The organism is Bacillus sp. Marseille-P3661 (assembly GCF_900240995.1).
GTDB lineage: Bacteria > Bacillota > Bacilli > Bacillales > Bacillaceae_J > OESV01.
The window spans coordinates 615,817-641,985 of sequence record NZ_LT965954.1 but is presented as its reverse complement, the minus strand read 5'-3'; the positions used below and the strand labels follow the sequence as shown (position 1 = coordinate 641,985).

34 protein-coding genes and 1 pseudogene are annotated in these 26,169 nt (G+C 35.4%); 23 read left to right on the top strand and 12 right to left on the bottom strand.

Annotated features, from left to right (window positions below; translation table 11 throughout):
- Window positions 1-93 precede the first annotated feature (93 nt).
- From asnB to C1724_RS14105, 10 genes are all read left to right on the top strand, one after another.
- Complete coding sequence (asnB, locus tag C1724_RS14150; protein ID WP_102347401.1) at window positions 94-1,938, top strand: asparagine synthase (glutamine-hydrolyzing); 1,845 nt, start codon at window positions 94-96, stop codon at window positions 1,936-1,938.
- Between the two features lie 297 nt (window positions 1,939-2,235).
- Window positions 2,236-2,577: a P-II family nitrogen regulator gene (locus C1724_RS14145; protein WP_102347400.1), complete on the top strand. Its 342-nt coding sequence runs from the start codon at window positions 2,236-2,238 to the stop codon at window positions 2,575-2,577.
- A 33-nt stretch (window positions 2,578-2,610) separates the two neighbouring features.
- Window positions 2,611-3,987, top strand: a complete 1,377-nt coding sequence (locus C1724_RS14140; protein ID WP_102347399.1) for an ammonium transporter — start codon at window positions 2,611-2,613, stop codon at window positions 3,985-3,987.
- Window positions 3,988-4,132: 145 nt separating this feature from the next.
- On the top strand, window positions 4,133-4,336 hold the full coding sequence (locus C1724_RS14135) for a DUF1657 domain-containing protein (protein WP_102347398.1): 204 nt from the start codon (window positions 4,133-4,135) through the stop codon (window positions 4,334-4,336).
- Between the two features lie 72 nt (window positions 4,337-4,408).
- Window positions 4,409-4,876, top strand: a complete 468-nt coding sequence (locus tag C1724_RS14130; RefSeq protein WP_102347397.1) for a YhcN/YlaJ family sporulation lipoprotein — start codon at window positions 4,409-4,411, stop codon at window positions 4,874-4,876.
- A 23-nt stretch (window positions 4,877-4,899) separates the two neighbouring features.
- The gene (gene spoVAC / locus C1724_RS14125; RefSeq protein WP_102347396.1) at window positions 4,900-5,379 is read left to right on the top strand and encodes a stage V sporulation protein AC; all 480 of its coding nucleotides are present in this window, start codon (window positions 4,900-4,902) and stop codon (window positions 5,377-5,379) included.
- 1 nt (window position 5,380) lies between these two features.
- Window positions 5,381-6,382: a stage V sporulation protein AD gene (gene spoVAD, locus C1724_RS14120; RefSeq protein ID WP_102347395.1), complete on the top strand. Its 1,002-nt coding sequence runs from the start codon at window positions 5,381-5,383 to the stop codon at window positions 6,380-6,382.
- 26 nt (window positions 6,383-6,408) lie between these two features.
- Window positions 6,409-6,762, top strand: coding sequence for a stage V sporulation protein AE (gene spoVAE, locus C1724_RS14115; protein WP_374703454.1), 354 nt, complete (start codon window positions 6,409-6,411; stop codon window positions 6,760-6,762).
- A 15-nt stretch (window positions 6,763-6,777) separates the two neighbouring features.
- Entirely contained in the window at window positions 6,778-6,984 is a 207-nt protein-coding gene (locus C1724_RS14110; protein WP_102347393.1) for a DUF1657 domain-containing protein, read from the top strand.
- Between the two features lie 25 nt (window positions 6,985-7,009).
- Window positions 7,010-7,870, top strand: coding sequence for a DUF421 domain-containing protein (locus C1724_RS14105; RefSeq protein ID WP_102347392.1), 861 nt, complete (start codon window positions 7,010-7,012; stop codon window positions 7,868-7,870).
- A gap of 78 nt (window positions 7,871-7,948) precedes the next feature.
- Here C1724_RS14105 and C1724_RS14100 read toward each other — a convergent pair whose 3' ends face one another.
- Window positions 7,949-8,812 (bottom strand): SDR family oxidoreductase, encoded by an 864-nt coding sequence (locus C1724_RS14100; RefSeq protein ID WP_102347391.1) that lies wholly within the window; start codon window positions 8,810-8,812, stop codon window positions 7,949-7,951.
- A gap of 1,385 nt (window positions 8,813-10,197) precedes the next feature.
- Here C1724_RS14100 and C1724_RS14095 point away from each other — a divergent pair.
- Window positions 10,198-10,476, top strand: a complete 279-nt coding sequence (locus C1724_RS14095; RefSeq protein ID WP_180994280.1) for a hypothetical protein — start codon at window positions 10,198-10,200, stop codon at window positions 10,474-10,476.
- 49 nt (window positions 10,477-10,525) lie between these two features.
- On the opposite strand, the gene C1724_RS14090 is transcribed toward C1724_RS14095, so the two are convergent.
- From C1724_RS14090 to C1724_RS14080, 3 genes are all read right to left on the bottom strand, one after another.
- Window positions 10,526-10,690, bottom strand: coding sequence for an aspartyl-phosphate phosphatase Spo0E family protein (locus C1724_RS14090; RefSeq protein WP_258000399.1), 165 nt, complete (start codon window positions 10,688-10,690; stop codon window positions 10,526-10,528).
- A gap of 141 nt (window positions 10,691-10,831) precedes the next feature.
- Window positions 10,832-11,416: a hypothetical protein gene (locus C1724_RS14085; protein ID WP_102347389.1), complete on the bottom strand. Its 585-nt coding sequence runs from the start codon at window positions 11,414-11,416 to the stop codon at window positions 10,832-10,834.
- Window positions 11,409-11,897, bottom strand: coding sequence for a hypothetical protein (locus tag C1724_RS14080; protein ID WP_102347388.1), 489 nt, complete (start codon window positions 11,895-11,897; stop codon window positions 11,409-11,411). The genes C1724_RS14085 and C1724_RS14080 overlap by 8 nt, the downstream gene beginning before the upstream one ends.
- A 426-nt stretch (window positions 11,898-12,323) precedes the next feature.
- Between C1724_RS14080 and rarD the strand changes: the two genes are divergently transcribed.
- Window positions 12,324-13,244, top strand: coding sequence for an EamA family transporter RarD (rarD, locus tag C1724_RS14075; RefSeq protein ID WP_102347387.1), 921 nt, complete (start codon window positions 12,324-12,326; stop codon window positions 13,242-13,244).
- A 49-nt stretch (window positions 13,245-13,293) separates the two neighbouring features.
- Here rarD and C1724_RS14070 read toward each other — a convergent pair whose 3' ends face one another.
- Window positions 13,294-13,785 (bottom strand): YajQ family cyclic di-GMP-binding protein, encoded by a 492-nt coding sequence (locus tag C1724_RS14070; RefSeq protein WP_102347386.1) that lies wholly within the window; start codon window positions 13,783-13,785, stop codon window positions 13,294-13,296.
- An 86-nt stretch (window positions 13,786-13,871) separates the two neighbouring features.
- Between C1724_RS14070 and C1724_RS14065 the strand changes: the two genes are divergently transcribed.
- Window positions 13,872-14,762, top strand: coding sequence for a CvfB family protein (locus tag C1724_RS14065; protein WP_258000398.1), 891 nt, complete (start codon window positions 13,872-13,874; stop codon window positions 14,760-14,762).
- 155 nt (window positions 14,763-14,917) lie between these two features.
- Here C1724_RS14065 and C1724_RS14060 read toward each other — a convergent pair whose 3' ends face one another.
- On the bottom strand, window positions 14,918-15,061 hold the full coding sequence (locus C1724_RS14060) for a DUF3941 domain-containing protein (RefSeq protein WP_102347384.1): 144 nt from the start codon (window positions 15,059-15,061) through the stop codon (window positions 14,918-14,920).
- A 147-nt stretch (window positions 15,062-15,208) separates the two neighbouring features.
- Window positions 15,209-16,069, bottom strand: a complete 861-nt coding sequence (locus C1724_RS14055; RefSeq protein WP_102347383.1) for a DegV family protein — start codon at window positions 16,067-16,069, stop codon at window positions 15,209-15,211.
- A gap of 159 nt (window positions 16,070-16,228) precedes the next feature.
- Here C1724_RS14055 and C1724_RS14050 point away from each other — a divergent pair, with 159 nt between their 5' ends.
- From C1724_RS14050 to C1724_RS26420, 3 genes and pseudogenes are all read left to right on the top strand, one after another.
- Window positions 16,229-17,071, top strand: coding sequence for a YitT family protein (locus C1724_RS14050; protein WP_102347382.1), 843 nt, complete (start codon window positions 16,229-16,231; stop codon window positions 17,069-17,071).
- A gap of 115 nt (window positions 17,072-17,186) precedes the next feature.
- Window positions 17,187-18,020, top strand: a complete 834-nt coding sequence (locus tag C1724_RS14045; protein WP_102347381.1) for a BsuPI-related putative proteinase inhibitor — start codon at window positions 17,187-17,189, stop codon at window positions 18,018-18,020.
- 554 nt (window positions 18,021-18,574) lie between these two features.
- A pseudogene (locus C1724_RS26420) lies at window positions 18,575-19,120 on the top strand (methyl-accepting chemotaxis protein); the annotation flags it as partial.
- Between the two features lie 39 nt (window positions 19,121-19,159).
- On the opposite strand, the gene C1724_RS14035 reads toward C1724_RS26420, so the two are convergent.
- The 3 genes from C1724_RS14035 to C1724_RS14030 all read right to left on the bottom strand — a co-directional run bounded on the left by C1724_RS14035 (window position 19,160) and on the right by C1724_RS14030 (window position 20,453).
- Window positions 19,160-19,378 carry a DUF3813 domain-containing protein gene (locus C1724_RS14035; protein ID WP_102347379.1) on the bottom strand — a complete coding sequence of 73 codons (219 nt, stop codon included), beginning with the start codon at window positions 19,376-19,378 and terminating at the stop codon, window positions 19,160-19,162.
- Window positions 19,379-19,380: 2 nt separating this feature from the next.
- Window positions 19,381-19,533 carry a hypothetical protein gene (locus tag C1724_RS25670; RefSeq protein WP_180994279.1) on the bottom strand — a complete coding sequence of 51 codons (153 nt, stop codon included), beginning with the start codon at window positions 19,531-19,533 and terminating at the stop codon, window positions 19,381-19,383.
- A 107-nt stretch (window positions 19,534-19,640) separates the two neighbouring features.
- The gene (locus tag C1724_RS14030; RefSeq protein ID WP_102347378.1) at window positions 19,641-20,453 is read right to left on the bottom strand and encodes a Cof-type HAD-IIB family hydrolase; all 813 of its coding nucleotides are present in this window, start codon (window positions 20,451-20,453) and stop codon (window positions 19,641-19,643) included.
- Window positions 20,454-20,776: 323 nt separating this feature from the next.
- On the opposite strand from C1724_RS14030, the gene C1724_RS14025 reads away from it, so the two are divergent.
- The 7 genes from C1724_RS14025 (at window position 20,777) to moaD (ending at window position 24,962) form a co-directional block, all read left to right on the top strand.
- Complete coding sequence (locus tag C1724_RS14025) at window positions 20,777-21,544, top strand: alpha/beta fold hydrolase (protein ID WP_102347377.1); 768 nt, start codon at window positions 20,777-20,779, stop codon at window positions 21,542-21,544.
- A 74-nt stretch (window positions 21,545-21,618) separates the two neighbouring features.
- Window positions 21,619-21,930, top strand: a complete 312-nt coding sequence (locus tag C1724_RS14020) for a metal-sulfur cluster assembly factor (protein WP_102347376.1) — start codon at window positions 21,619-21,621, stop codon at window positions 21,928-21,930.
- Window positions 21,931-21,951: 21 nt separating this feature from the next.
- Window positions 21,952-22,290, top strand: a complete 339-nt coding sequence (locus C1724_RS14015; RefSeq protein WP_102347375.1) for a DsrE family protein — start codon at window positions 21,952-21,954, stop codon at window positions 22,288-22,290.
- A 187-nt stretch (window positions 22,291-22,477) separates the two neighbouring features.
- Window positions 22,478-23,746: a molybdopterin molybdotransferase MoeA gene (locus C1724_RS14010; protein WP_102347374.1), complete on the top strand. Its 1,269-nt coding sequence runs from the start codon at window positions 22,478-22,480 to the stop codon at window positions 23,744-23,746.
- On the top strand, window positions 23,731-24,258 hold the full coding sequence (gene mobB / locus C1724_RS14005; protein ID WP_258000397.1) for a molybdopterin-guanine dinucleotide biosynthesis protein B: 528 nt from the start codon (window positions 23,731-23,733) through the stop codon (window positions 24,256-24,258). The genes C1724_RS14010 and mobB overlap by 16 nt, the downstream gene beginning before the upstream one ends.
- Window positions 24,259-24,732, top strand: coding sequence for a molybdenum cofactor biosynthesis protein MoaE (locus C1724_RS14000; protein ID WP_102347373.1), 474 nt, complete (start codon window positions 24,259-24,261; stop codon window positions 24,730-24,732).
- Window positions 24,729-24,962 carry a molybdopterin converting factor subunit 1 gene (gene moaD, locus C1724_RS13995; protein ID WP_102347372.1) on the top strand — a complete coding sequence of 78 codons (234 nt, stop codon included), beginning with the start codon at window positions 24,729-24,731 and terminating at the stop codon, window positions 24,960-24,962. The genes C1724_RS14000 and moaD overlap by 4 nt, the downstream gene beginning before the upstream one ends.
- A 348-nt stretch (window positions 24,963-25,310) precedes the next feature.
- On the opposite strand, the gene cspD is transcribed toward moaD, so the two are convergent.
- On the bottom strand, window positions 25,311-25,511 hold the full coding sequence (cspD, locus tag C1724_RS13990; RefSeq protein WP_102347371.1) for a cold-shock protein CspD: 201 nt from the start codon (window positions 25,509-25,511) through the stop codon (window positions 25,311-25,313).
- 441 nt (window positions 25,512-25,952) lie between these two features.
- A complete protein-coding gene (locus tag C1724_RS13985; RefSeq protein ID WP_102347370.1) occupies window positions 25,953-26,165 on the bottom strand; it encodes a DUF2249 domain-containing protein in 213 nt (70 codons plus the stop codon).
- Between the last annotated feature and the right edge of the window lie 4 nt (window positions 26,166-26,169).

The following is a 26,169-nucleotide window of genomic DNA, read 5'->3' as shown; positions in this document are numbered from 1 at the left end:
TTATGTAGGCATTTAACCAATTCACCTAGTGCGCATATATTGTAACCATCAAAAAAACTTTTGAAGTATCGAATTACGGAAAGGATGATGCTAATGTGTGGAATTACTGGGTGGATTGATTGGAATAGAGATTTGCGTTCGCAACGAGGTATAGTAAAGAAAATGGCAGAAACATTAAATCGTCGTGGACCTGATGATCTTAATGTATGGGTTCGTGAACACGCTGCTTTCGGGCATGCGCGTCTCGTGGTAGTTGATCCTGAAGGTGGAAAGCAACCGATGACTAGATTTAGAAATAATTTACCATATACGATTTGTTATAATGGAGAGCTGTATAACACAGAAGATATCCGTCGAGAGTTATTGAAAAAAGGGTATACCTTTCATGGTCATTCGGATACAGAGGTTCTTTTAACTTCTTATATGGAGTGGAAAGAAAACTGCTTACAACATCTTAACGGTATTTTTGCATTTGCAGTATGGGATGCAGCAGAAGATAAGTTATTTATCGGTCGGGATCGCTTAGGTGTTAAGCCATTGTTTTATAAACAGGATGGCGGACGTTTTCTTTTTGGCTCTGAGTTAAAAGCTCTTTTAGCACATCCAGATGTGAGGACAGAAATAACCTATGATGGCTTAGCCGAAGTATTTGGATTAGGACCATCAAAAAGCCCTGGTCATGGAATTTTTAAAGGGATTCATGAATTACGCCCGGGTCACGCACTCACTTTTTCAAAAAACGGCTTAAAAACTTGGAGATATTGGAATGTAAAGAGCGAAAAACATACCGATTCATTAGAAGAGACAGCTCAAAAAGTGCGTGAATTATTTGTAGATACAGTTGAACGGCAATTAGTTTCGGATGTACCAATTTGTACATTCCTATCAGGTGGTGTTGATTCAAGTGCCATCACTGCTATTGCGGCAAAGTATATGGAGGATCGCGGTAAAGATCCGCTCCATACGTATTCTATTGATTATGTAGATAATGAGCTCTACTTTAAAGCGAACGATTTTCAACCTAATTCAGATAACGAATGGATCGAAAAAATGACAACTGCTTTTACTACAAAACATCATTATAAGACGATTCAAACTGAAGAACTTGTGCAATACCTAAAGGATGCTGTTTTGGTAAAAGATGCACCTGGTATGGCGGATGTTGATTCATCATTAATATGGTTTTGTGAGCAGATAAAAAAAGAACATACAGTTTCCCTATCTGGTGAATGTGCAGATGAAATCTTTGGGGGGTATCCATGGTTCCACCGTGAGGATGATATGAATCGAAACGGATTTCCGTGGATGAGATCAACAGATGAGCGTGAAAGTTTATTAAAACAGGAGTGGAAAAAGCGATTAAATCTAAATGAATATGTGTTAGCGCGTTATCAAGAAACGATTGATGAAATGCCGAGATTAGATGGAGAAACAGGTATTGAACTTAAGCGGAGACAATTATTTTACTTGAATATAATTTGGTTTATGACGACATTGTTAGATCGAAAGGATCGCATGAGCATGGGAGCGAGCTTGGAAGTTCGTGTACCTTTTGCAGATCATCGTCTTGTTGAGTATGTGTGGAATATACCATGGGCAATGAAGATGGTTGGGAACAGAGAGAAAGGAATCCTTCGCAAAGCGTTGGAGGGCATTCTTCCGAATGATGTTTTATATCGTAAAAAAAGTCCATATCCAAAAACGCATAATCCTCATTATACTAAAGCATTGCAAGTATGGATGAATGAGATTTTAACTGATTCAAATGCTCCTATCCTTGAGTTTTTTGATCGCGACAAGCTTAAAGCAATTGTTGATTCTGAAGGAGCAGCGTTTAAAATACCTTATTTTGGCCAGTTAATGACAGGGCCACAATTGATAGCGAACTTGGCACAAGTCAATTATTGGTTAGATAAATATAATGTAAAGGTAGTATAAAGGACTGAAGAGCTCTACGTTATTGTAGGGCTATTTTGTTTTTGATTATTAGTCCAAGCTATTTCTCATTAAAATCTCAATGGTAAGTTATGAAAACATTGATTGTAACTGTTGGTTAAGAAAATTAGCAAGGGAGTACTTAAGAAGAATTTTTGTTAGATTTTCTTACATGAAAAATCATTAAAATCAGACTTTTTCGTCAAAATCATATTGACCTGATACGTTAATTACCATATGATAGTAAATATAACAAGTGATGTTAATTATATTAACATTTAACGAGAAGGGGGAAACAGAATGAAAAAGATTGAAACGATAATTAGGCCGGAAGCATTTTCAACATTGAGACATAATTTAGATGAATTTGGAATTAATGGATTAACTGTTTCAGAAGTAGCGGGTTGTGGTTTGCAAAAAGGCCAAGAAGGTATTTTTAGGGGCAATCGTTATGAAATAAAACTTTACCCTAAGATAAAAGTAGAAATGGTTGTTGAGGATATTCAGGTTGATAGTGTAATTGACATCATCATCTCGAGTTGTGCTACAGGTCAGGTTGGGGACGGAAAAATATTCATTTCAACAGTGGAAGAGGTAATAAGAATAAGAACGGGAGAGCACGGAAACGCAGCATTAGCTTAATAAAACAAAACAATTCAAGGAAGGATGAATCACATGATAAACAAAATTATTGCATTGTCATTAGGTCTTTTATCTGTCGGTACTGTTGCCTATGCAGCAGAACCTACGGTAGAATCTGTTGTAACATCACTTAACATGGCTTGGGTTATGATTGGAACGTTTTTAGTATTTTTTATGCATGCTGGATTTGCGATGGTTGAAAGTGGGTTTACTCGTTCAAAAAATGCATTGAACATTTTAATGAAAAACTTTCTAACAATGTCAATTGGAGCAGTTCTTTATTATCTGATAGGATATGGATTTATGTTTGGCTCATCAGCAAATGGTTTTATTGGAACAGATGGCTTTTTATTAGGAGGTCATGAAGACCAAATTGGGTTCTTTGTTTTCCAAGCGGTATTTGCTGCCACTTGTGCAACAATTATTTCCGGTGCAGTAGCAGAACGCATTAAGATTAGTGCTTATGTATTAATAGTTTTATTTATGGTTGGTATTATATATCCGGTTGTAGGCCATTGGGTTTGGGGGGGTGGCTGGTTATCAAAACTGGGATTTGTTGATTTTGCTGGTTCTACTGTTGTTCACTTGACTGGGGCATTAGGTGCAGTTATTGCAGTTATGTTTTTAGGTGCACGGCTTGGTAAATATAATAAAGGTGAAATTAATGTTATTCCAGGTCACAATATACCATTAGGTGCGTTAGGTGTATTCATTCTTTGGTTTGGTTGGTTCGGTTTTAACGGAGGAAGTTCGTTAGCAGCCGATCCTGAGCTTGTACCACATGTTGTCACAACAACATTACTATCTGCATCAATGGGGGTTATTTCAACTGCCTTTTACTCCCATTTAAAGTATAAAAGAATTGATGCATCATTAACATTAAATGGAGCTTTAGCAGGTCTTGTTGGGATTACAGCTGGGACTGCAAATGTATCGTTCGTTGGAGCTATGATTATTGGTTTAGTAGCAGGTGTTATTTTAATAGAGGCTGTAGAGTTGATTGATAGAGTGTTTAGATTAGATGATCCTGTTGGAGCAATTGCAGTACATGGTGTATGTGGGGCTTGGGGTACAATTGCAGTTGGTTTGTTCGCAATGGAAGGTGGTTTATTTTATGGTGGCGGGGCAATGTTGCTTGGTGTTCAAGCAATAGGAGTATTTGCAGTTATTATTTGGACTTGTCTAAGTACAACGGTTGCATTATTTATTATCACGCGTTTTATGTCCATTCGTGTTAGTCGTGAAGAAGAAATTTCAGGTCTTGATTTTGCAGAACATGGTTCAAGTGCGTATGAAACAACAAAGAGTATCTTTAATGAAAATTACTCAGATGCAACATCGAATTTTGGTGCAGGCTTAATTTCACGTTTAGAAAATATAAACAAGCAAACTGAGTCTAAGATCAGCTAACTATAGAAACAAAAGAAATAAATATAGGATAGTAAAGGAACCTTTGAATATTTTCGAAGGTTCCTTTTTTTCCAATTACTCCCTTGAATACACTGTCTGTTTTGTAAGAAAAATATATCTGTAATGATTTATAGGAGGGAAAAACATGACAGTTGCACAACAAGTAAAACAAACATTAGCAGGACTAAAGGCAGCGCAAGCTAGCTTTGAAACGTTTGCATTACAAACACAAAACGAATCTGCTAAACAGATGTACCAAAATGCAGCGCAACAAACGCAAACGTTGGTGGATTCCGTAAATGCTCGTGTACAAGAGCTAGAAAGTGAAGAGCCACAATATAAAAGCTAAACGAACAAGGGTTGGTCTAACGGCCAACTTTCCTTATATATAATAACAAATTTTCATAAAGGGATGAGAAGTTTGACTATATGCCGCGTATTGATCTTATTTATAACTATTATTTCTACCTTTTGGCTAGCTGGTTGTAATTATTTTAATGGTAATGCACAGCCTGAACCAATGGTTTTTGAAGAACCGGTTAAAATAAGTACATCTCAGCAGGAAAAATATGAGCAGATAGATGTTGATAAAGTTCTTAATTCGAAAAAAGAGATAAAAGACATCCGCTCGGTAACTCACAAGGATGACGTGGTCGTGGCACTTGAACTAGTCCATTGGTATACTTTTCAATCGAAAAAGTTGGCAGATCGATTTAAGAAGGACCTAGAAAAGGAATGGCCGGATAAGAAATTTGAAGTAACCACAGATCATAAAATTTTTATAGAGTTGGAGAAACTTCAAAATGAAATAAATAATGATGATCTTTCAAAAAAAGAAATTGGGAAAAAGCTTGATAAAATTAATAAACTCTCAAAAGAACAAACATAAATGAAGAAAGGAGAGGATAATTTATGTCTAATAAGAAAAAGAAGAATTTAACACCTACAATGCAGCAATATCAACAGTTTGAAAAGGAGCGGGAAACCAAAAGACCGGTTGTGAAAAACTGTTTTCGTGCCTTTCTGGTAGGTGGGTTTATTTGTTTAATAGGCCAAATGATATCAACATTCTATATGACTTACTTTAATTTTACCGAGCAAACCGTCGGTAATCCGACATCTGCCACATTAATTTTTATAACGATGCTGTTAACGGGGTTTGGTGTTTACGATCGTTTCGCCCAATTTGCAGGGGCAGGTACAGCTGTACCTGTAACTGGTTTTGGTAATGCAGTTATTTCCGCTGCCATTGAACACCGTACAGAGGGACTGGTGCTTGGTACCGGTGGTAACATGTTTAAATTAGCTGGTTCGGTTATTATGTTTGGAGTCTTTTCTGCATTCGTAGTTGCATTAATTAAAACAATTTTAATACAGTGGGGTGGATTGTAAGATGCTCGTTGGACATCGCACTTGGATATTTGAAAATAAACCAGTTATCACATCAACTGCGACTGTGGTCGGTCCTTTTGAAGGCAAAGGATTATTGGCGGATGACTTTGATATTATACATGATGATCTATGGCTACAGCAGGATTCATATGAAAAGGCACAAACAGTATTGCTTGAGGAATCCTGTCAGCTTTCTATAAAAAAGGCTGGGTTTAATAAAGAAGATATACAATTCTTTCTCTGTGGGGATTTGAGCAATCAAATTACGGCTACTAGCTTTGCTGCTAGAACATTAGGTTCTCCTTATTTTGGTTTATTTGGTGCATGTTCGACCTCAATGGAAGGTTTAGCGCTTTCTGCATTCATAGTGAACGCTAAAGGAGCGAAACAAGTTTTAACTGGAGCGGTAAGTCATAATACTGCGATTGAAAAGCAGTTTCGTTACCCAACAGAATATGGAGGGCAAAAGCCGCCTACTGCACAATGGACTGTAACAGGTGCTGGTACAGCAGTAGTTGCTCAAGATGGTGAGGGTCCATGTGTAACTTCAGCTACAATTGGCAAAGTGGTGGATATGGGTTTATCAGACCCTTTTAATATGGGTGGAGCGATGGCGCCTGCAGCTGTTGATACGATTCAGGCACACTTAAAAGAAAGAGATATTCCCGCCTCGTATTATGATTTAATTGTAACAGGTGATCTCGGCCACATTGGGCATGAAATTGCGATGGATTTATTAAATGAACAAGGAATTAGCGTAAACGGTGATTTATATAAAGATTGTGGACTATTAATATATCGTGAAGGACAACCGGTATTATCAGGTGCAAGTGGTGCGGGGTGTTCGGCTGTTGTTACATATGGACATTTAATAAATCAAATGAAACAAGGAGCTTTGAACAAAATTTTAGTTGTGGCTACTGGAGCGTTATTATCACCGATAAGCTTTCAACAAAAAGAATCAATACCTTGTATAGCCCATGCTGTTTCAATTGAAACATAAAGAAAAATTAGAGGTGGTGGGAAATAATGGCCATTTATTTGTGGGCATTTATAATAGGTGGAATTATTTGTGTAATCGGTCAAATTATGTTTGATGTTTTTAAATTGACACCAGCACATACGTTAAGTTCGCTAGTAGTTGTTGGCGCTATTTTGGATGGGTTTGGCTTATATGAACCCTTAATCCATTTTGCAGGAGCGGGAGCAACTGTACCGATTACAAGCTTTGGCAACGCGCTCGTACACGGCGCGATGGCCGAAGCGGAAAAGCATGGGATTGTTGGGGTATTAACGGGAATGTTTGAAGTAACCAGCGCTGGTATTTCCGCTGCTATTGTATTTGGATTTATTGGTGCGGTCTTATTTAAGCCTAAAGGATAATGAGGTGAAAGGTGAATGACAGTAGGTTCACAAGTTAAGCAATGCACATACAGTTTAAAAAGTATTGAACAAGGATTGCTCAATTTATCTTTACGGACATTGGATAAGGAATCCCAAGCAATTCTTGCCGAAGCGTCTACAGAGATTAAGAATGTTGCAGATGATTTAGACAAGCGTGTCGGAGAATTAGAATTGGAAGAACCGCAATATAAAGGTTTATAGTATTGCGTGTAAAGGAGATTAACATATGCAGGCTTGGATAGAGATTATTCTTAGAACAATTGGTATGCTCATTCTGCTGTTTTTGATCGCTAGAATTTCCGGAAAAAAACAGGTTGCACAGTTATCCTATTTTGATTATATCTCCCGAATTACTCTTGGAGGGATGACGGCCGTAACTGCATTAGATTTGCGTTTAAATTATATACATGGTATCTTAGCGATCTTATCGTGGTCCTTTATCACTTATATTTTGGATATTATTGCTATGAAAAGTAAAGCTGTTCGCGACATCATAGACGGTAAAGGAACGGTAGTGATTAAAGATGGTAAAGTTTTAGAAGATAATTTGAAAAAAGAACAGTTTACAACAGATATGCTATTAAAACAATTGAGAAGTAAAAATGCCTTCAAAGTCGCTGATGTGGAATTTGCGGTTTTAGAGCCGACAGGTGAATTAAATGTAATGATGAAACGGGATCGTCAGCCATTAACACTAAGAGATTTAAATGTGAAAGTTCAGGATGAGAAGGAACCACAAGTTGTTATTATGGATGGTGAACCTTTAAATGAACCACTAGCAACACTTGGATTAAGCCGTGCCTGGTTACAAGGTGAATTGAATAAACAAGGTGTAGCGATAGAAAATGTATTTTTAGGTCAGGTAGATTCGTTTGGACAATTAACACTAGATTTATTCGATGATAAAATTCAAGTGCCAAAACCGATTGAAAAACCACTCTTGTTATCTTCTATTAAAAAGTGTCAAGCAGATCTCGAACTCTTTGCTTTGAGTACAGACAATGAAGATGCCAAACAAATGTACCATAAAAATGCAAAAAAAGTAGAAGAAGTAATTAATAAAATAAAACCAATTCTTCAACAGTAAATTTCGGTATGTCAAATATTTTTATACTTTGTCTTATAGTTTTTCTTATAAAAAAATGGGTAAGCCCAATAATAGAGCTTACCCATTTACAATTAAGCCACCATTAATATGAAGAATTTGCCCTGTCATATAAGAAGAATCATCAGAACCTAGAAATACATACGCTGGTGCCACTTCCTCGGGTTGGCCTGCTCTCTTCATCGGTGTATCATTGCCAAATTTAGAAACTTGTTCACTAGAAAAAGTAGAAGGAATTAAAGGTGTCCAAATAGGACCGGGAGCAACACCATTCACTCGTATTCCTTGAGGTGCTAAAGAAAGTGCAAGAGATCTTGTGAATGAAACAATCGCTCCTTTTGTAGAGGAATAATCAATTAGTTGTTTATTTCCTTTATATGCTGTTACGGAAGTAGTATTGATAATTGAACTGCCTTTGTTTAAGTGTGGCAATGCAGCCTTTGTTAAATAAAAGAAGGAAAATACATTGGTACGAAATGTTTTTTCCAGTTGTTCGACCGAGATGTTTTCAATACTTGTTTGTGGATGTTGTTCAGCTGCATTGTTTACAATAATATCTATTTTACCAAACTGTTGAACAGCCTTGGATATAATTAGCTGACAAAAGGTCTCGTTTCCAATATCCCCTGCAAGTAGTAGGCATTCACCGCCTTCAGATTCAACCTCTTTTTTCGTGGTTTCAGCATCTTCATGTTCATTTAAATAGACGATTACTACTTTGGCACCTTCTTTTGCAAAATAAATTGCAACAGCTTTTCCGATTCCACTGTCACCACCAGTAATAATTGCAACTTTTTCTTGTAATTTTCGACTACCTTTATAATTAGGGTCTTCTGAGACTGGTTGCGGTATCATCTTAGTTTCAAGACCTGGTTGTTGGTTTTGATGCTGTGGTATTTGTCCTGTGCCGGAACTGTAATCCATTTGTTTCTCTCACTCCTTTACGTTAATGACATTAGTTTTACAATTTTTGTAAAAAAATATTTAAGCTTTTAAAAATTAATTGTAATAATCAATATTACCGTATCGTTTATTATGCAATTTTATATGAATAGCGGCCTGGATGTCCGGTAAAACGCCGCTGTGAGGATTAAGCGGACATATGGTTCCTTATTCGTACCAAAACAGCTATTTTTGGCGATATACCGGACAAATAGTACGTTATTTTCATTAAATTCAAAGAAAACAGGGGTTGATAGCTGATATAACGTATCATATGTCCGGTAACCGCGTGAAACATGCTGTTTTTAGGTGAATAGCGGCCTGGATGTCCCGCAAAACGGCGCTGTGAGGATTAAGCGGACATATGGATCCTTATTCGTACCAAAACAGCTATTTTTGGCGATATACCGGACATATAGTACGTTATTTTCATTAAATTCACCGAAAACAGAGGTTAATAGCTGGAATAAAGGATCATATGTCCGGTAACCGCGTGAAACAGGTTGTTTTTAGGTGAATAGCGGCCTGGATGTCCGGCAAAACGCAGCTGTGAGGATTAAGCGGACATATGGTTCCTTATTCGCGCCAAAACAGTAAAAAGTTGCGATTAACCGGACATATAGTACGTTATTTTCATTAAATTCACCGAAAACAGGGGTTAATAGCTGGAATAAAGGATTATATGTCCGGTAAACGCGTTGAACATGCTGTTTTTAGGAGAATAGCGTACTGGATGTCCGGCAAAACGCCGCTGTGAGAAATAAGCGGACATATAATTCCTTATTCGCACCAAAACAGCAATATGTAGCGATGAACCTGACATATAGTACGTTATTTTCATTAAATTCACCGAAAACAGAGGTTAATAGCTGGAATAAAGGATCATATGTCCGGTAACCGCGTGAAACATGCTGTTTTTAGTTAGGTGAATAGCGTACTGGATGTCCGGCAAAACGCCGCTGTGAGGATTAAGCGGACATATGGATCCTTATTCGTACCAAAACAGCAATATGTAGCGATGAACCGGACATATAGTACGTTATTTTCATTAAATTCAAAGAAAATAGGGGTTGATAGCTGATATAACGAATCATATGTCCGGTAAACGCGTGGAACATGCTGTTTTTAGGAGAATAGCGTACTGTATGTCCGGCAAAACGCCGCTGTGAGAATTAAGCGGACATATGGTTTCCTATTGGCACCAAAACAGCTATTTGTAGCAATTAAGCGGCCAACTAGTACATTATTAACTGTAGGGGTTGATTAAGATAAATAAAATTGTAAAATTTTTATTTTTGGTAGTGGTCGTGATATTCATAGTAAGTATTTATACAAAGTGGTATTATCCGGAGTTACCAATTGAATCGTTGTCTAAAAGACAAGTAGTTTCAAAAATAAACAAACATTCAATGGAAATGATCAGACTGGGCGATGAAGGGGAGTATGAATGGTACGTGACACGCATGAACAAAGGAGCGGCGTATGATTCTATCAAAAAGATGATGTCGCAGCACGGGTGGGAATTTCAAGAACAAATGGGAGCAGGCTTTAAGTTTGGAAAAGGCAATAAGTCAATAATAGGCACTACGCAAATGTGGACCAGAAAATACGTTCTATATAAAGTGCCAGCTTATTGGAATCAATAGAAATCAACTCTCCAAGATTCAATAGCAAGGATACTCTTTTTTGTTAACGCTATTTCATAATTAAATATTGATTAATAAGCTTATCTAATTCTTGACTTAGCTTTATTGTATTTTGGTCTGAAAAGCCCTTTTCTAATCCAAATTGAATAAGCTCCTTACGAGATCTTTCAATTGTTAATAATAAATGATCCTTTTGTGTTTTTATCATTTCCATAGAATTCGCTCCTAATTCGAAAGTCTTAGTAGGATTATATCTAGAAATGTAATAATTTGCCTGTGAGACATATCACAATTCATTGAAAAATTTTACCAAAAAACATAAAAAGCAGCAAGGATAATAAACCTGCTGCTAAATTTATTCACTTTTGATTTGATTTTTCTCGTAATCTAGCGTGTACAAAAGTTTTTCATTGCTATCATAAAACATGACTTTCCCACTACCGAAAATTTCCTGTGAGATATCAGTTGTTTTTACAAATTGATAAAAGCCATCAACCGGAGTAAACTTTTCGACTATTCCGTTCCCCCAATCGATCTTTACATTTTCAACTTCAGGATCTTGTACATATCCAATGACATAATAAAATCTTTTCTTACCGTGTGTGCTCATTCCTGTATGGTATTTTGCTAAAATGGTGGGGTCTTTTTCATAACCAAAAGAACCTCCAATTGGAGTCCAAAATAGCCCTAATTTCTTTTTATAGTCAGATTGATGATAAAGATTATTTTCATTATCAATAAACAGCACAGAGTATAAGCCTTGATCTTCAACAACTGATAAAACATCAACATCATTCGGCAATTCCATATTTGTTAATGAACCTTTGATTGATTTTTCAAGATTAAAAGGATGGCTAGTAAAACCAGCCGATATAAAAACCAATAATATTATGATTAATAACCAGCGGATTATGTGAGATAACCACCACGGTTTATTCATTTGAGTCCGCACCCCCGCTTAAATCAAAAGAAAAGGAAAAAGACTGGCCATACTGTTCTTTCGAAAGAACCATTTCCTCAATATTTTGAGGTAGATCGCTAAAATGATAATAGCCTCTTGTACGCAAGGCATTTGAAGAACCACCACCACCGGCTGTCATTATCTCTTTCTCTATATTGTTACTCGTTATAACTGTGAGCGTCGGCCAATTTGGTAAACTGTTATTATATAAGTTACGGCTAGTCATGAAAATATAAGCTTCGTTGCTATTAGGATCATAGATAAGCCCGTCAATTTCTAGTGTTCTATTAAAATACTCTTGTTTTGGTAGATCAAATTCGTAAAATATTTCTCTTGTTTTAGCTTCTTGAATCATATCTCTAAAGTTAAACATATCGGAAAAGGGAATAATTATAGAAATGGTTACCAAAGCTAAAAGAATAACAATACCTGATTCAATGTATTTGAATAGCTTTTGCATAAAGATCACACTCCCATCTTAAATATCCCCTTGATACATTTCTGTATTATAACATACTTTTACTTTTTCCACTTTGTGTAAATTAAATGGGCATTTGAAAAAAATAAGAAGAAAGTATGAATTACAATGATTCACATCCCACATAAAGAAAGCCTTTTCTCCTAATGCTTAGGAACTCGAGTCTAAACAGTTTGGCTCAATCTTAACGAGAGATATAGAAACCCTGTACCATTTTACACAAATTCCTTTTAGGTTAGTGAAACACCGAAGCCTAAACAAGAACATAACTATAAAAAAATTCTCAGTAATTGCTTTTAAACCAAATTACAAATAAATCCATTGCATTTTCATTGACTCTATTTTGCTATACTATTAATCTATATATATTTGCATCTAAGAAATTAAAATTGAAGGGAAGCGCAAAGAATGAAACAAAACTCTAATGAATCAGCAATTGGGGTTGCGTCTGCGTTAGCAGCATATGGGCTTTGGGGAGTTTTACCGATTTATTGGAAGTTGTTAGGTTTGGTTTCGGCGGGTGAAATCTTGGCACATCGGATCATCTGGTCCTTAGCTTTTTTGATAGGTATTCTTATAGTGTCCAAAAAAGTTAAAAGTGGCATAAAAGAAATAAAAAATATTATGGCTGATAAGCAACAATCAGTGGCTATATTATTAGCATCTTTATTGATTAGTTTAAATTGGTTTCTATTCATTTGGGCTGTAAACAATAATCACATGGTGGAAACAAGTCTAGGGTATTACATTAATCCACTTGTAAGTGTGCTGCTCGGGATTATTTTTTTGAAAGAAAAATTAACTCAGCTACAAATGATTACGTTTATTCTAGCCGCGGTTGGAGTTATAAATTTAGTTTTACATTTTGGATCGTTCCCATGGGTGGCTTTTTCATTGGCTATCAGTTTTGGCTTATATGGTTTATTAAAAAAATTTGTACATCTAGGGGCAATCGTTGGACTAACAATTGAAACCTTAGTAATTACTCCATTTGCTCTAATATATTTAGTATATATATATAATCAAACTAATGTATCGGTTAGTACTCTTTCCATTTCTGAGTGGTTATTGTTAATGGGCGGTGGGGTTGCAACAGCTGTACCTTTGTTATTATTCGCAACAGGTGTTCGTAGAATTCCTTTGTCAATGATAGGCTTTCTGCAGTATATTGCTCCAACGCTAATGCTTATAATTGGCGTCTTTGTATATGATGAAACATTCACTAAAGTACATCTTATTTCGTTTATTTTTATTTGGTTAGCATTATTAATCTTTAGCTTATCAAATTGGCGGTTATTTTTAAGACCACATGTAAAAAGTACAGGATGATAGAAAAAAACACCAGTATGTTGAACTTACTGGTGTTTTTCTGCATTTGTTAACGATAATTAATAAATTGGATATCAATTGGTAAATCTGCTTGTTTGATTGCAGCAATGACTTGTTGAAGATCATCTCTACTTTTTCCTGAAACACGTATTTGATCATCTTGAATTTGAGATTTCACTTTAATTTTTAAATCTTTAATAATGTTATTTATTTTCTTAGCATTGTCCTTATCGATACCTTGTACTAGTTTTGCACGTTGGCGAACAGTACCGCCTGAAGCTGGTTCAATTTTTCCATAGTCGAGATTTTTAGTCGGAACATTTCTTTTAATCAGTTTACTAATAAGGACATCCTTAAGCTGATCTAATTTGAATTCGTCATCAGAAATAAGAACGATTTCTTCTTTTTCTAGTGAGACGTCACTTTTACTTCCTTTAAAATCATAACGTGTTTGTATTTCCTTCATAGCCATGGTAATTGCGTTTGTTACTTCTTGCGTATCTACTTTGGATACAATATCAAATGAACTTTCTTTTGACATACCTTATCCCTCCAAAAATTTCACACATTTCCTTTTATTTTCTATTAATTGTTGGTAAAATGCAACATAATACAATTATGAAGTGAATGAATAAGAAAGTAGGAATAATGATGTCTAAATTAACTCCAGGAACAATTACAACTTTAAAGGTTTCTCATGATGCTCCGTTTGGTTATTTTTTAACAGATGGAGAAAATGAAATTTTATTACATCGCAACGAAATGGCTGTTGAAGAGCTAAGTGCTGAAGACAATGTTGAGGTGTTTTTATATCAAGATCGTCAAGGACGATTAGCAGCAACTATGTCAATTCCAACAATCACAATACAATCGTTCGATTGGGCAAAGGTTGTTGAGGTTAAATCAGGATTTGGTGTGTTTGTAGATATTGGCATCCATAAATCCATGCTTTTATCAAAAGATGATCTGCCACCGCTTGAGCGTGTTTGGCCTCAAGTAGGTGACGAGCTATATTGTACTTTAGAGATTGGGAAAAATGGACGCTTATTTGTAAAACTCGCAAAAGAAGATGATTTTTGGCAAATTGCTAACGAGGCTACACCTGAAATGTTTAATAAAAATGTAAGTGGCAGAATTTATCGTACACTTTATGTTGGTTCGTTTTTATTTACAGAGGACGGTTACCTTGGTTTTATACATGAAAGTGAACGAAAAGAGGAACCAAGAATTGGTGAAAATGTATCAGGCCGCGTGATTGATGTGAAAACAGATGGCACCATTAATGTTTCCTTATTAAAACGTGGGCATGAGGCACTCGGTGATGATGCCGAGAAAATAGTGGATTATATGGAATCAAGAAATGGTGCAATGCCATATTGGGATAAGAGTCTGCCGGAAGATATCGAAGCAAGATTTAACATGAGTAAAGGTGCCTTTAAGCGCGCGTTAGGAAGACTCATGAGGGAAGGAAAGGTATATCAAGAAGAGGGTTGGACTTACTTTAAAAAGGGTGAATAAGCTGAATCAATTCGCTGTAGCGCTACCCCCTTTATAGGGATCAATACCAAGTAATGAATATGGTTATGAGAATTAGCAATCCATTGTTTACCATATATCATAAACAAAGTCGTGCCAATATAAAAACCGACCTTACAAGGTCGGTTATGTCATTATTAGAGATGGTCTGTTTCTTTTGAAAACTGTCGTTTACCTGCCTGACGATTCTCTTCACGCATATCATTTTTCTTTGCGCGTTTAGCATTATTGTCCTTTGGCTTTTTATCATTATCTTTCTCTATAGAATTCCATGGTTGCATAAAGATGCTCCTTCCTTAACATACAAATTATAATAGCTTTTTAGTTCTCTATATATGTTTTGTTTTTTTGTAAGGATTATGCAATCGATTTTAAAGATTTTCTTTAACGCGATAATACTTGCAAAAGGAGCATAGTCTGATCTTTATTTAGTTCTGAACTTGATTTAAAAAGAAAATGGCGATTGTTCCAGGCCCTGCATGTGCACCGATGGTGCAACCGACAGTATGAATCAGAAAGTCCTCACAGCCTAATTCATCTCGCAAAAGCTGCTGCATGAACTGGGCTGTTTCGAGATCGTCACCGTGTGAAATCCCGATGCATTGAACGTTTAGTTGATCACCGCGTTCTTTCATAATATCTATAATTCGCTTTAATACTTTTTTTCGACCTTTCATTTTTTCAAGAGGGACTAGCTTACCATCATCGACATTAAGTATAGGTTTGATGTTCAATAAACCACCAACAAAGGCAGATGTTTTGCTAACGCGTCCACCGCGATACAAATATTCTAATGAATCAACAGTAAAAAGATGCTCGATATGATTGCAATAAAATTCAATGGTATGCAAAATTTCTTCTTTCGTTTTTCCTTCTTGTGCAAGTTCGGCTGCTTTTTTTACAATTAATCCTAGACCAAGCGATGCAGCCTTTGAGTCAACGATTGTAAGATCAAATTGAGGGAATTTAGAAAGTACATCATCGCGAATAAGCGTAGCTGTTTGGTAGGTTCCAGATAACTCCGATGAAAAGGCAATATAGATGCAAGTTTGATTTTCCTCCGCATATTTTGTGAATGTTTCTTCAAACCTAGCTGGTGGAACTTGAGCTGTTTTAGGAGCTTTACCATTTCGCATGTGATCATATAGTTCTTTTGGTTCAATTGTTTCTAAATCATAATATTGCTGTCCATCTATTTGGACAACTAAGGGCAGAAGATCTATATTTAATGATGAAACTACATCAAGCGGTAAATCACTGGCACTATCAGCAATTATTTTTACACTCATTAGTTTTCAGTCCTTTCCAAAAATTTACGTATTCTTTCCAATATTGTACGTTTATTGTATGAAAAATTCAATTTTAAGTATTGAAGATAATGGTGAAAGGGGAACAATGAATTAAGGATATGAAAGTTTATGCCATGATTAGCTAAGGAGGTATACAGCTTGTTATTACTTGAAACAAAGAAATTTATCGTGGTAATAATAGGAGCATTATTAAATGCTATCGCTTTAAATTTATTTTTAATTCCAGCAAATGTGTATGCAAGTGGATTTACGGGTATGGCCCAACTATTGTCAAGTATTCTCTCGGAGTATACACCTATATTCGTTTCGACAGGTATACTTTTATTTATATTAAATGTTCCAGTTACAATTTTAGGTTGGCTGAAAGTTGGAAAGTTATTTACTATATATAGCTTTATAAGTGTAGCAGCAACCACATTTTTTTTAGAAATCATACCTGTAGTTTCTTTATCCGATGATTTACTGTTAAATTCAGTATTTGGAGGCGTTATTTTAGCGATAGGTGTAGGTTTTACTCTTAAGTGGGGTGCATCAACTGGTGGGCTAGATATCATTGCAATGATTTTGTCCCGAATGAAAGATAAGCCTGTTGGCACCTATATTTTCTCACTTAATTCTATTATTATAATAGTAGCGGGTCTACTTTATGGATGGGAAAAAGCACTATACACATTGGTTTCATTATATGTTTCGACAAGAGTAATTGATGCTATACATACACGACATGAAAAATTAACAGCAATGATTGTTACAAAGAATGGAGCGGCGTTACAAAAAGCTATTCATCAACAATTAGTTCGTGGTATTACATCTGTACCAGCGCGTGGTGCATTCACAAATGAGCAAAAGGAAATGCTTATCATGGTAATTACAAGATACGAATTGTTTGATTTAGAGCGGATTATCAAAGAAGTCGATCCAGGGGCTTTTACAAATATTGTACAAACAACGGGGGTTTTTGGATTTTTTCGCAAGGACTAACATAATGCACGGTTTAATAGACTGTATTCCAACTAAATGGATGTTATCAACTTATGTAACTTTTTTACTTTTATTTACGACAATATTATAAGAAACTCAAACAGGAGTGATAAGTATGAAATTTAGAAATCTGTGTCTGGCTTTCCTGTTAGCTGTGTTCATGATGCTTACAGCATGTGGAACTGCTGAACAAGAAGGACAACAGGAAGAAAATATAGAAGAAGTTGAACCTACTAATGGAGAGGTACTAGAAAAGATAAATGCACTTGAACAACTAGATACAACGGTAGACATTCATCAAAATGAACAAGTGGTTTTATTTGATATAAAGCTCAAAAATAATAATGAAGAAGATGTAAACCTTACATTTACAAGTGGTCAACAATTTGAGATTGTTGTTACAAATAATAAGAATGAAGAAGTCTATCGATACTCTATAAATAAATCGTTTATACAAGCAGTTGAAGATGTGGTGATTCCAGCAAATGAAAGTCTCGAGTGGCATGAGGAATGGGTAGTACCAGAGAATTTGCCTCGTGGAGAATTTCAAGCTGCAATTGAAATTGTAGCTAGTCATGTCAATGGAGAGGAAAATAAAAATGGTTTAGTAACGACAAAAGATTTTCAAATTGATATGAATAACAGTGCGTTTAGAAATATTGAAGCGTCCGGTAAAAATGGAGAGTACGTTGTTAAAGGTGAAGCAAGAGTATTTGAAGGGTCATTTCTTTATACTGTAGAAGAGGGTCATGATTATTTGATCGAAGAAACTGCTGTTCAAGTAAACGAAGGTGCACCGGAATGGTCGTCGTTTGAATTGAAAATTTCAATTCCTCAGGACCAATTACCTGTAAACGGAACACTAACATTAAGTATGTATGAAAGAAGTGCAAAGGATAACTCAATTGTAAATCAGTACTTTGTAAAACTAGATGAAATAGGTTATTAATACTATGTAAAAGCCCTTAAATGTAAAGGGGCTTTTTTTCTATTTTATAAAAAAATGTCGTAAAATTATATTGTCCCGAGACCTAAGGACCATGGTATAGTAGTTCATATGTACTTCATGTAGGGGGTTAAAGAGATATGTTTGGCAAAAATAGAAAGATCAAGCAATTGCAAACCGAGATTACTGATTTACAAGAAAAATTGAAGGATAATGAAATTAATAAAAAGTATTCAGATCACGATATTCAACTTATATTAGATAATTTATACGAGGAATTGATTGCAACTGTACAACAACATGAAATTGTTAACAACCAACACTTAGACCTTGCAAGCTTAGTTCTAAAAATTAAGGAAAGATTTGATAAGGTTAATTATATAAGTGAACAATCGAATCAAATTTCTACAGTAATGACTGATAAGGGACAAGCCCTACTACAATCTACAAAAGATATGGTTTTACAATCAAAAGAAGGCAGGGATTCTGTTAATAAAGTGGAGGACCTGATTAAACATTTAGGAGAGCAATCAAAGGAAACCTCATCAAGTATGACGCAATTAGGGATACGTTCTAAAGAAATAGAAGATATAGTAAAAGTCATTAACGACATTGCAGAACAGACGAATCTTTTAGCCCTTAATGCATCGATTGAAGCAGCCCGTGCAGGTGAACATGGTAAAGGATTTGCAGTAGTTGCAAGTGAAGTTCGAAAACTTGCTGAAAATACGGCGAATAGTACTAAGAATATCGGTGAATTAACAAAAAAAATTCAAATGGAAATTGAAACTGCACTAAGAGCAAATGAAAAGAGCATTCATTTTGTAAATGAAGGTATAGGTTTAAGCACAATAACAACTGAAAAAATAGATCACATTTTACAAGTCATTCAGACTGTACAGGTAGAAGTGAATGATGTTATCCAAACAATTAAAGAGCAAAAAGAATATAGCGGTGATGTCATTAAAGAAATTAGTGTGACAAGTGAAATATTTGGACAAGTAAATGACGCAATTATGAAACATATTGATGACGCTGAAATAGTTGACCAAAAGCTAGCCGAAGGTATTAATCACCTCGAACAAATGAAAGAAAAATTATAATTAAAAAGGAACCAATCAGCGATTGGTTCCTTTTTATGTTTACTGTCTATTTGTTAATGATTGTTGTGTCTGTTCTAATCGTTGTTGCATTTCTTGTAGCTGTCTTTGTTCGGCTGCAGTAGAGTTTGCAAATGCTGAGGACAAATTATTTTTAGCTATTTCTATATTAGCTTGTGCCTCTGCAATATTACCTGCTTGACTAGAAACTTCGGCTTGATGAACGGCAGATTTTGCTAACTGAAATAGTTGGTTTCCCATTATTAAAAGCCTCCAAGTGGTTGATTAGAATCTTGCTTGCGTCCTCTTTCTTCTGCTTCCGCAAATGTAAGGTGATAAGGAATTTTTTCACTATGAAGCTTGATAGCATCCGCACTTTGCTGGTAAAAACGTTTGGATTTACTTTTCTTTGTCATGGCAATTCCCCCTTATGATTAGCTACAATGAGTCACAACGATAAGACTCATGCTTATTTTAAATCATTAAAGGGGCTGTTATTCAAACAATTCAATGAAAAAAAATGTTAAATAGATATGTCAAAAAACTCCTCTAGATATGCAGCTAATCCATCTTCCTCATTAGTTTCTGTAATTTCATTAGCTATTGATTTTACTTCCTCTATTGCATTTCCCATTGCGACACCATACCCTGCAAACTCTAACATTTCAAGATCATTATCTTCATCACCAAAGGCAATTATCCTTTCGGGTGGAATATTAAAGCTGTCTGCAACCTTACTTACACCAACCGCTTTATTAATTCCTGACTTTACCACTTCAATAACGTGCCACGGTGCTCCCCACTTACGATGGTCAATTAAGGTGCCTAGTTCCTTAGACAAGTAATGACGTATAGTTTCAACATCATTTTTATTAGGATGAATTAAGATGGAGGTTGGGTCGAATTTTAGCGTATCTGCTAAGCTGCCCGTTTGTATTAGCGGATTTCCCATTGAAACTATTTCCATAATCGTTTCATCATAATAATGTATATAAACGTCATCTTTGATCTCGGCTAATATATTATAAATATTAAATTTATTGCAAGTATCAATAATTTGCTTAGCCACATCTAAGTCCATCGGGCTATGATAATTACCCCACGTCTCATCTTTAGGATGATGAATATGTGCACCATTAAAATTAACGATTGGTGTATCTAGCTGCAATTGTTGATAATAAATTTGACTTGCACGAAATGGTCGTCCTGTGGATATCATCACTACATGTCCACGATGACGAACTTCCTGTATTGTTTTTAATGTACGGTCAGAAATGGTTTTTTCATCAGTTAATAATGTGCCATCAAGATCCAGAGCAATCAAATGTTGTTTCATATAACAAAAATTCCTTTCACAAGTGATTTTCGTATTATTAAAGTAATTTTATGTTTTAATAATAAGTTTGTCTAATCTAAGGCTTTGGATAGAAGATATTGAAGGAATTGGAGTTATTGGAAATAGCAGCAAGTTGATGCTTTGTGAGTTAGTATTTTAGTATATGCTAAAAAGAGCTTAATCAGACTTGTTTTGTTAGACAAGTTGGAAAAGAAATGGCTAATTCAACAGGTAATGCCATTTTCTTTAAACATATAGGAAAAAATGGTAGGATAATTATAATATATTAAAATTCAGCAAGATTTAAAAAGGAGTACAAATAAATGTACAACATAAGTCATGAAAAAATTGCTAATATCCCATCATTACATATTGCTAAACAAGATTTATGGGAAGAAAAGCTTCCTTTAATAATTTTTATTCACGGGTTTACAAGTGCAAAAGAAAATAATTTGCATTTTGCATATTTATTAGCACAAAATGGATTTAGAGTAATTTTACCTGAAGTAAAAGGGCATGGCGAAAGAACGAACAGTGAAATACCAAAGCTCTATCTGTATTTTTGGGATCTTGTAGTTAATACTATAGATGAATTAGATTTGATAAGAAAAGAGCTAATAAATAGACAAATAGTAGATGAATGTCGAATTGGTTTAGCGGGTGTGTCTATGGGAGCAATTGTTACGTTTGGAGCATTAAAACAATATGACTGGATTAAAGCAGCTGTGTCTTTAATGGGCTGTCCTGCATATGTGCAATACTTACAAGCGCAACTTACACATTTGAAGGAACAAAATATTTCTTTGCCGTTTACGACGTCAGAATTAGAAGAAAAAATTGGCTCCTTACAACAGTATGACATAACCCTTGCACCAGACCGTCTTCAAAAACGACCTTTATTAATTTGGCATGGTGAAGTAGATAATACTGTGCCACATCATTTTGTTTATGAATTTTACAATATAGTAAAAAAAGAGCAATATATAAATTATTCTGAACATATAAAATTTATCTCTGATCCCAATGCAGGTCATAAGGTAACAAGAGAGGGAATACTTGAAACAATAAAATGGTTTAAGAATTTTATTTAAATTAGGTGTAATCGTATCTATCCCTAATCCTTTTTTGTATAATGAAAAATAAGGTAATTGAAAGGAGAATATTAATGGAAAAAGCTCTTGAAGAGAATATATATGGTGCTTTAGAAAATGTATTGGACCCAGAATTAGGTGTTGATATTGTTAATCTTGGGTTGGTTTATGGTCTTGAACTAGATGATGAAGGGGTCTTAACAGTTACAATGACATTAACTTCAATGGGGTGTCCACTTGCACCTCAAATTGAGTCAGATGTTAAACGTGTATTAGCTGATTTACCAGAGGTTAAAGAAACAAAGGTAAATATTGTTTGGAATCCTCCTTGGTCAAAAGATAAAATGAGCCGCTATGCGAAGATAGCATTAGGTATTCCAGATTAAAGCTAAAAGGGGATAAGGAATTTGGAAAATAAAATTATTTTGCTTTTATCTGATCAGTTAGGACAAGGAGATAGACAACTTGGGGAAGGTGTTCTTGAGACATATTTTACTCTTTTGAAACAACAGGAAAAGAAACCTAGGGCTGTTTTTTGTATGAATCGTGGCGTTTTAACGATGACAGATCAATCGCTCGTTTCAGTACATTTAAAAGAATTGGCGGATCAAGGGGTAGCTGTTCTGGCTTGTAAAACATGTGCCGATTATTATGAGGTTTCTGATAAGATTACTGCAGGGGAAATTAGTGGAATGGATAAGTTTATTGAGTTATCAAGTCAATATGAAGTTTTGACCATTTCTTAAGGCTAAAGAAGCTCCTTTATTATCTGATTAGCGCTAACATTCTAATTGGATTTATGAAGGAGCTTTTATATAATTTATATTATAAGGACAAAAAATTGTAAGAAGTGAGCAATATCATAGTATGGATTTAGCGGTATAATTAAAATTAGTCATACATAATCCTAATCCCCCTAGAGGAGGCTCAGACGTGCTAGATAAAAGAGACCCAATACAAGTTAGTGAAGCAGTTAGTAGAGTAATGAATTATAGTAGACAAGGTGATATTGAATATATTTCAATTAAGGATAGCGATAATCGATACCTGGCTGTGCCAGTTAAAGCAAGCCATGATATTCCCCCATTTGATCGTGCTCCATATGATGGATTTGCAATACGAGCTGAAGATAGTGTAAGTGCGTCACAAACGAATCCTGTTGAATTCGAAGTTATAGAAGAAATCGGAGCAGGTCACATCGCAACGAAAGACATTAAGCCGTTTCAGGCGATTAGAATTATGACAGGTGCCCTGATGCCAAAAGGGTGTAATGCTGTAGTTATGCTTGAATTAGCAAGAGATGTAACGCGTGAAGGAAAAGACTTTATGGTAATTAAACGTCCATTCAAGCCAGGGGATAATGTCTCATATCAAGGATCGGAAACCAAAGAAGGGGATATTCTTGTTGAAAGTGGGCGTTGTGTTAATCCTGGAATTAAGGCTTTACTTGCAACATTTGGTTACGCTAAAGTCCCAGTGGTGAAAAAACCAATTGTTGGTTTATATGCTACTGGCACTGAACTTTTAGATGTGGACGAGCCTTTACAGCCTGGAAAAATACGTAACAGCAATGCCTATATGATAAATTCACAAATTAATCGTGCACATGCAACATCAAAGTATTATGGGAAATTAGAAGATGATTTCGATAAGTGCTATGATGCAATTAAGGCATCCTTAAATGAGGTTGATATATTAATAACCACTGGCGGTGTTTCTGTCGGTGATTATGATTACCTACCTGAAATTTATAAAAAATTAGGCGCAACTATTCTTTTTAATAAAATTGCTATGCGTCCAGGCAGTGTAACAACAGTTGCTGAATATGATGGCAAGCTATTATTTGGATTGTCTGGTAATCCATCTGCATGCTTTGTAGGATTTGAATTGTTTGTAAGACCGATTATTAGAAGTTGGTATCGTTCGCGAAAACCGCATCTTCAAATGATAGAAGCAATACTTGATAGCGATTTCACTAAGGCCAATCCATTTACCAGATTTGTTAGAAGTACAATCCTTTATAAGGACGGTCGAGTATATGTTCAACCATCTGGACTAGATAAGTCAAATGTCGTCACTTCTTTAGTCGATGCAGATTCTTTAATGATTTTACCTGGTGGAACGAGAGGTTATGGACCTGGTGATCAAGTTAAAGTACTACTATTAGAAGATGAAAAAGGCAGCGAATGGCCGTGGAATTAGAAACCCCAGTCCTACAAATTGTTGGTTTTCAGAATAGCGGAAAGACAACATTAGTTACAAAAATTGTACACGCATTAATGAATGAAAACTTTCGAGTAGGGACTCTAAAGCACCATGGCCATGGTGGTTTTCCCGATGTATTTGATAAAGGCAAAGATAGTGAAAAACATCGTCATGCGGGTGCTGTTGTAACAGGTGTTGAAGGTGATGGGGTATTTCAATTACATGCACATAGTCCAACGGGATGGTCAATCGATGACATGCTCTCTTTTTATAATAAACTATCACTCGATTTAATAGTGGTAGAAGGATTCAAGAAAGCAAATTTTCCAAAAATAGTGTTGATTAGATCTGAAGAAGATATGATACTTCTCAATAAATTAACGCAGATTGTTTTAGTAATATCTTGGTCAAAGGCTGTAAAAAGTGATGCAGGGATTCCCTGTTTTAATATTAGTGCTGAAAACGACTATATCGAATGGATTGTATCTAATTTGAAAGGAAGGATATGATTGACTCAATCGCTATTTTTAATAACGAAAGATCCTATTTCCATTGAGGAAGTATCAAATAAAGTAGTTCGACGTAACGCAGGCGCCATTAATACATTTATTGGTACGGTTCGTGAATTAACAAAAGGAAAGAAGACGCTTTACTTAGAGTATGATGCCTATGTGTCAATGGCTGAGAAGAAACTTGCTCAAATTGGTAGGGAAATTCAAGAAAAGTGGCCTGAATCAGTTACAGCCATTACACATCGAATTGGTCGCCTTGAGATCTCCGATATTGCCGTAGTGATTGCAGTATCAACACCGCATCGAGCAGATTCATTTGAAGCAAGTCGTTATGCTATCGAGCGAATCAAAGAAATTGTACCAATTTGGAAAAAAGAACATTGGGAAGATGGAGAACTTTGGATAGGAGATCAACTTGAACAAAAGGCATATCCATCTGGTAAACCAGAGAAGGAGGATATGGAATCATGATTAACGTGTTATTTTTTGCGCATCTTCAAGAGGCAGTGGGTGAATCGAATATTTCTTGGTCGGCGGATAGTCCAATTACTGTACAGGAATTAAAACAAAAGCTAGAAGAAAAATACAACTTAAATCTTCAATCAGTTATGGTTGCAGTGAATGAGGAATATGCTGAAGATGATGTACAGCTAACCTCGGGAGATACGATTGCACTTATACCGCCTGTTAGTGGCGGATGATTTAAAAAATGTATGAATGATAGAACCTTTCTAGACTAGGTTCTATTTTTTTGTATTGTAGCTTAAAAAACAATAATTAGGCTGAAAAAAAATTCACCCCGTAAATCTAACAAACTACAAAAATAGTATCTTGTATAGCGAGATTGGTTCCTTAAGCGATTTGTACAAAGCAGCAAAAAAGGTAAGTACGAAAATGCATTTTCAAAAGATTATCTTCAACAGAACGTTAAGAAGCACACTTTAAAAGTAGACTGATACTGATTTGTGCTGTCAAGACTATTAATAATATTTACAAAAAAGGATGCTCCAAATTAATTTGGAGCATCCTTAATATCTTTTGTTAGTTAATTATAATTTTACAACGTTAGCAGCTTGTGGTCCACGGTTGCCTTCAACGATTTCGAATTCAACGTTTTGACCTTCTTCTAAAGTTTTGAAACCTTCACCTTGAATAGCTGAGAAGTGAACGAATACATCGTCTCCGCCTTCAACTTCGATAAATCCAAAACCTTTTTCGCTGTTAAACCATTTTACTTTACCATTTTGCATGTGTTTGCCTCCTAAATCCTTGCACGTTCTTTGTGCTTGTAATCTAAAACCATTGACAACTTATATAAATTCAATATAACCTATGTATCATCGGAGACAGAACACAAATGACTGTAAAAACACCGACGTTTCATTATTACTTAAACTTACATATGTAGCAAACGGTCACTTATAGAATACCATTGCTATGTAATAAAGTCAATTTAAAGACACCATAAATTCGTTAACATTTAAGGGAATTTACTTCTCCGTTTATCTCCACCTGATAGAATAAAAAATACTAAACTTTGGTTCTTGCTACTAGGAATATTGGTAAATTTAGTTTCTATGATTATGATAATTTTAGATACAAACAAACATCGCCCTGTGCATGCTAAAGGCGATGTTTTGTGCAGTTTAGTAAGTTAGAGAAAGCTCTCGTAAAGATTTGCACTGCACGAATTAATCTTTCTTTGTGATAGTAATTTGAAAACTCCCATCCTCAATTTCAATAGTCTGGTGAAAAAAACCTTTTTCATCTAGCTCTGGATAAAGAAACATTGGACGACGATCGTTAATGATTATAAGTTCTTCGCCAACTTCTAAGCGTTCAAGTTCAAGAAGTGTTCTCATCATAGGTTGTGGTGGCTCAAGACCGCGATTATCTAAAATCATAAAG

Excerpts from the sequence above, each read along its gene's own strand:
- C1724_RS14020 (WP_102347376.1), top strand. The coding sequence starts at position 21,619 with ATGGAAAAAGCTCTTGAAGAGAATATATATGGTGCTTTAGAAAATGTA.
- cspD (WP_102347371.1), bottom strand. The coding sequence starts at position 25,511 with ATGCAAAATGGTAAAGTAAAATGGTTTAACAGCGAAAAAGGTTTTGGA.
- C1724_RS14110 (WP_102347393.1), top strand. The coding sequence starts at position 6,778 with ATGACAGTAGGTTCACAAGTTAAGCAATGCACATACAGTTTAAAAAGT.
- C1724_RS14140 (WP_102347399.1), top strand. The coding sequence starts at position 2,611 with ATGATAAACAAAATTATTGCATTGTCATTAGGTCTTTTATCTGTCGGT.
- C1724_RS14060 (WP_102347384.1), bottom strand. The coding sequence starts at position 15,061 with ATGCAACCATGGAATTCTATAGAGAAAGATAATGATAAAAAGCCAAAG.
- C1724_RS14070 (WP_102347386.1), bottom strand. The coding sequence starts at position 13,785 with ATGTCAAAAGAAAGTTCATTTGATATTGTATCCAAAGTAGATACGCAA.
- C1724_RS14025 (WP_102347377.1), top strand. The coding sequence starts at position 20,777 with ATGTACAACATAAGTCATGAAAAAATTGCTAATATCCCATCATTACAT.
- C1724_RS14135 (WP_102347398.1), top strand. The coding sequence starts at position 4,133 with ATGACAGTTGCACAACAAGTAAAACAAACATTAGCAGGACTAAAGGCA.
- C1724_RS14145 (WP_102347400.1), top strand. The coding sequence starts at position 2,236 with ATGAAAAAGATTGAAACGATAATTAGGCCGGAAGCATTTTCAACATTG.
- C1724_RS14100 (WP_102347391.1), bottom strand. The coding sequence starts at position 8,812 with ATGGATTACAGTTCCGGCACAGGACAAATACCACAGCATCAAAACCAA.
- asnB (WP_102347401.1), top strand. The coding sequence starts at position 94 with ATGTGTGGAATTACTGGGTGGATTGATTGGAATAGAGATTTGCGTTCG.
- spoVAE (WP_374703454.1), top strand. The coding sequence starts at position 6,409 with ATGGCCATTTATTTGTGGGCATTTATAATAGGTGGAATTATTTGTGTA.
- spoVAC (WP_102347396.1), top strand. The coding sequence starts at position 4,900 with ATGTCTAATAAGAAAAAGAAGAATTTAACACCTACAATGCAGCAATAT.
- rarD (WP_102347387.1), top strand. The coding sequence starts at position 12,324 with ATGAAACAAAACTCTAATGAATCAGCAATTGGGGTTGCGTCTGCGTTA.
- C1724_RS14045 (WP_102347381.1), top strand. The coding sequence starts at position 17,187 with ATGAAATTTAGAAATCTGTGTCTGGCTTTCCTGTTAGCTGTGTTCATG.
- C1724_RS14080 (WP_102347388.1), bottom strand. The coding sequence starts at position 11,897 with ATGCAAAAGCTATTCAAATACATTGAATCAGGTATTGTTATTCTTTTA.
- C1724_RS13985 (WP_102347370.1), bottom strand. The coding sequence starts at position 26,165 with ATGATTTTAGATAATCGCGGTCTTGAGCCACCACAACCTATGATGAGA.
- C1724_RS25670 (WP_180994279.1), bottom strand. The coding sequence starts at position 19,533 with ATGACAAAGAAAAGTAAATCCAAACGTTTTTACCAGCAAAGTGCGGAT.
- C1724_RS14085 (WP_102347389.1), bottom strand. The coding sequence starts at position 11,416 with ATGAATAAACCGTGGTGGTTATCTCACATAATCCGCTGGTTATTAATC.
- C1724_RS14035 (WP_102347379.1), bottom strand. The coding sequence starts at position 19,378 with ATGGGAAACCAACTATTTCAGTTAGCAAAATCTGCCGTTCATCAAGCC.
- C1724_RS14030 (WP_102347378.1), bottom strand. The coding sequence starts at position 20,453 with ATGAAACAACATTTGATTGCTCTGGATCTTGATGGCACATTATTAACT.
- moaD (WP_102347372.1), top strand. The coding sequence starts at position 24,729 with ATGATTAACGTGTTATTTTTTGCGCATCTTCAAGAGGCAGTGGGTGAA.
- mobB (WP_258000397.1), top strand. The coding sequence starts at position 23,731 with ATGGCCGTGGAATTAGAAACCCCAGTCCTACAAATTGTTGGTTTTCAG.
- spoVAD (WP_102347395.1), top strand. The coding sequence starts at position 5,381 with ATGCTCGTTGGACATCGCACTTGGATATTTGAAAATAAACCAGTTATC.
- C1724_RS14090 (WP_258000399.1), bottom strand. The coding sequence starts at position 10,690 with ATGGAAATGATAAAAACACAAAAGGATCATTTATTATTAACAATTGAA.
- C1724_RS14105 (WP_102347392.1), top strand. The coding sequence starts at position 7,010 with ATGCAGGCTTGGATAGAGATTATTCTTAGAACAATTGGTATGCTCATT.
- C1724_RS14065 (WP_258000398.1), top strand. The coding sequence starts at position 13,872 with ATGAATAAGAAAGTAGGAATAATGATGTCTAAATTAACTCCAGGAACA.
- C1724_RS14055 (WP_102347383.1), bottom strand. The coding sequence starts at position 16,069 with ATGAGTGTAAAAATAATTGCTGATAGTGCCAGTGATTTACCGCTTGAT.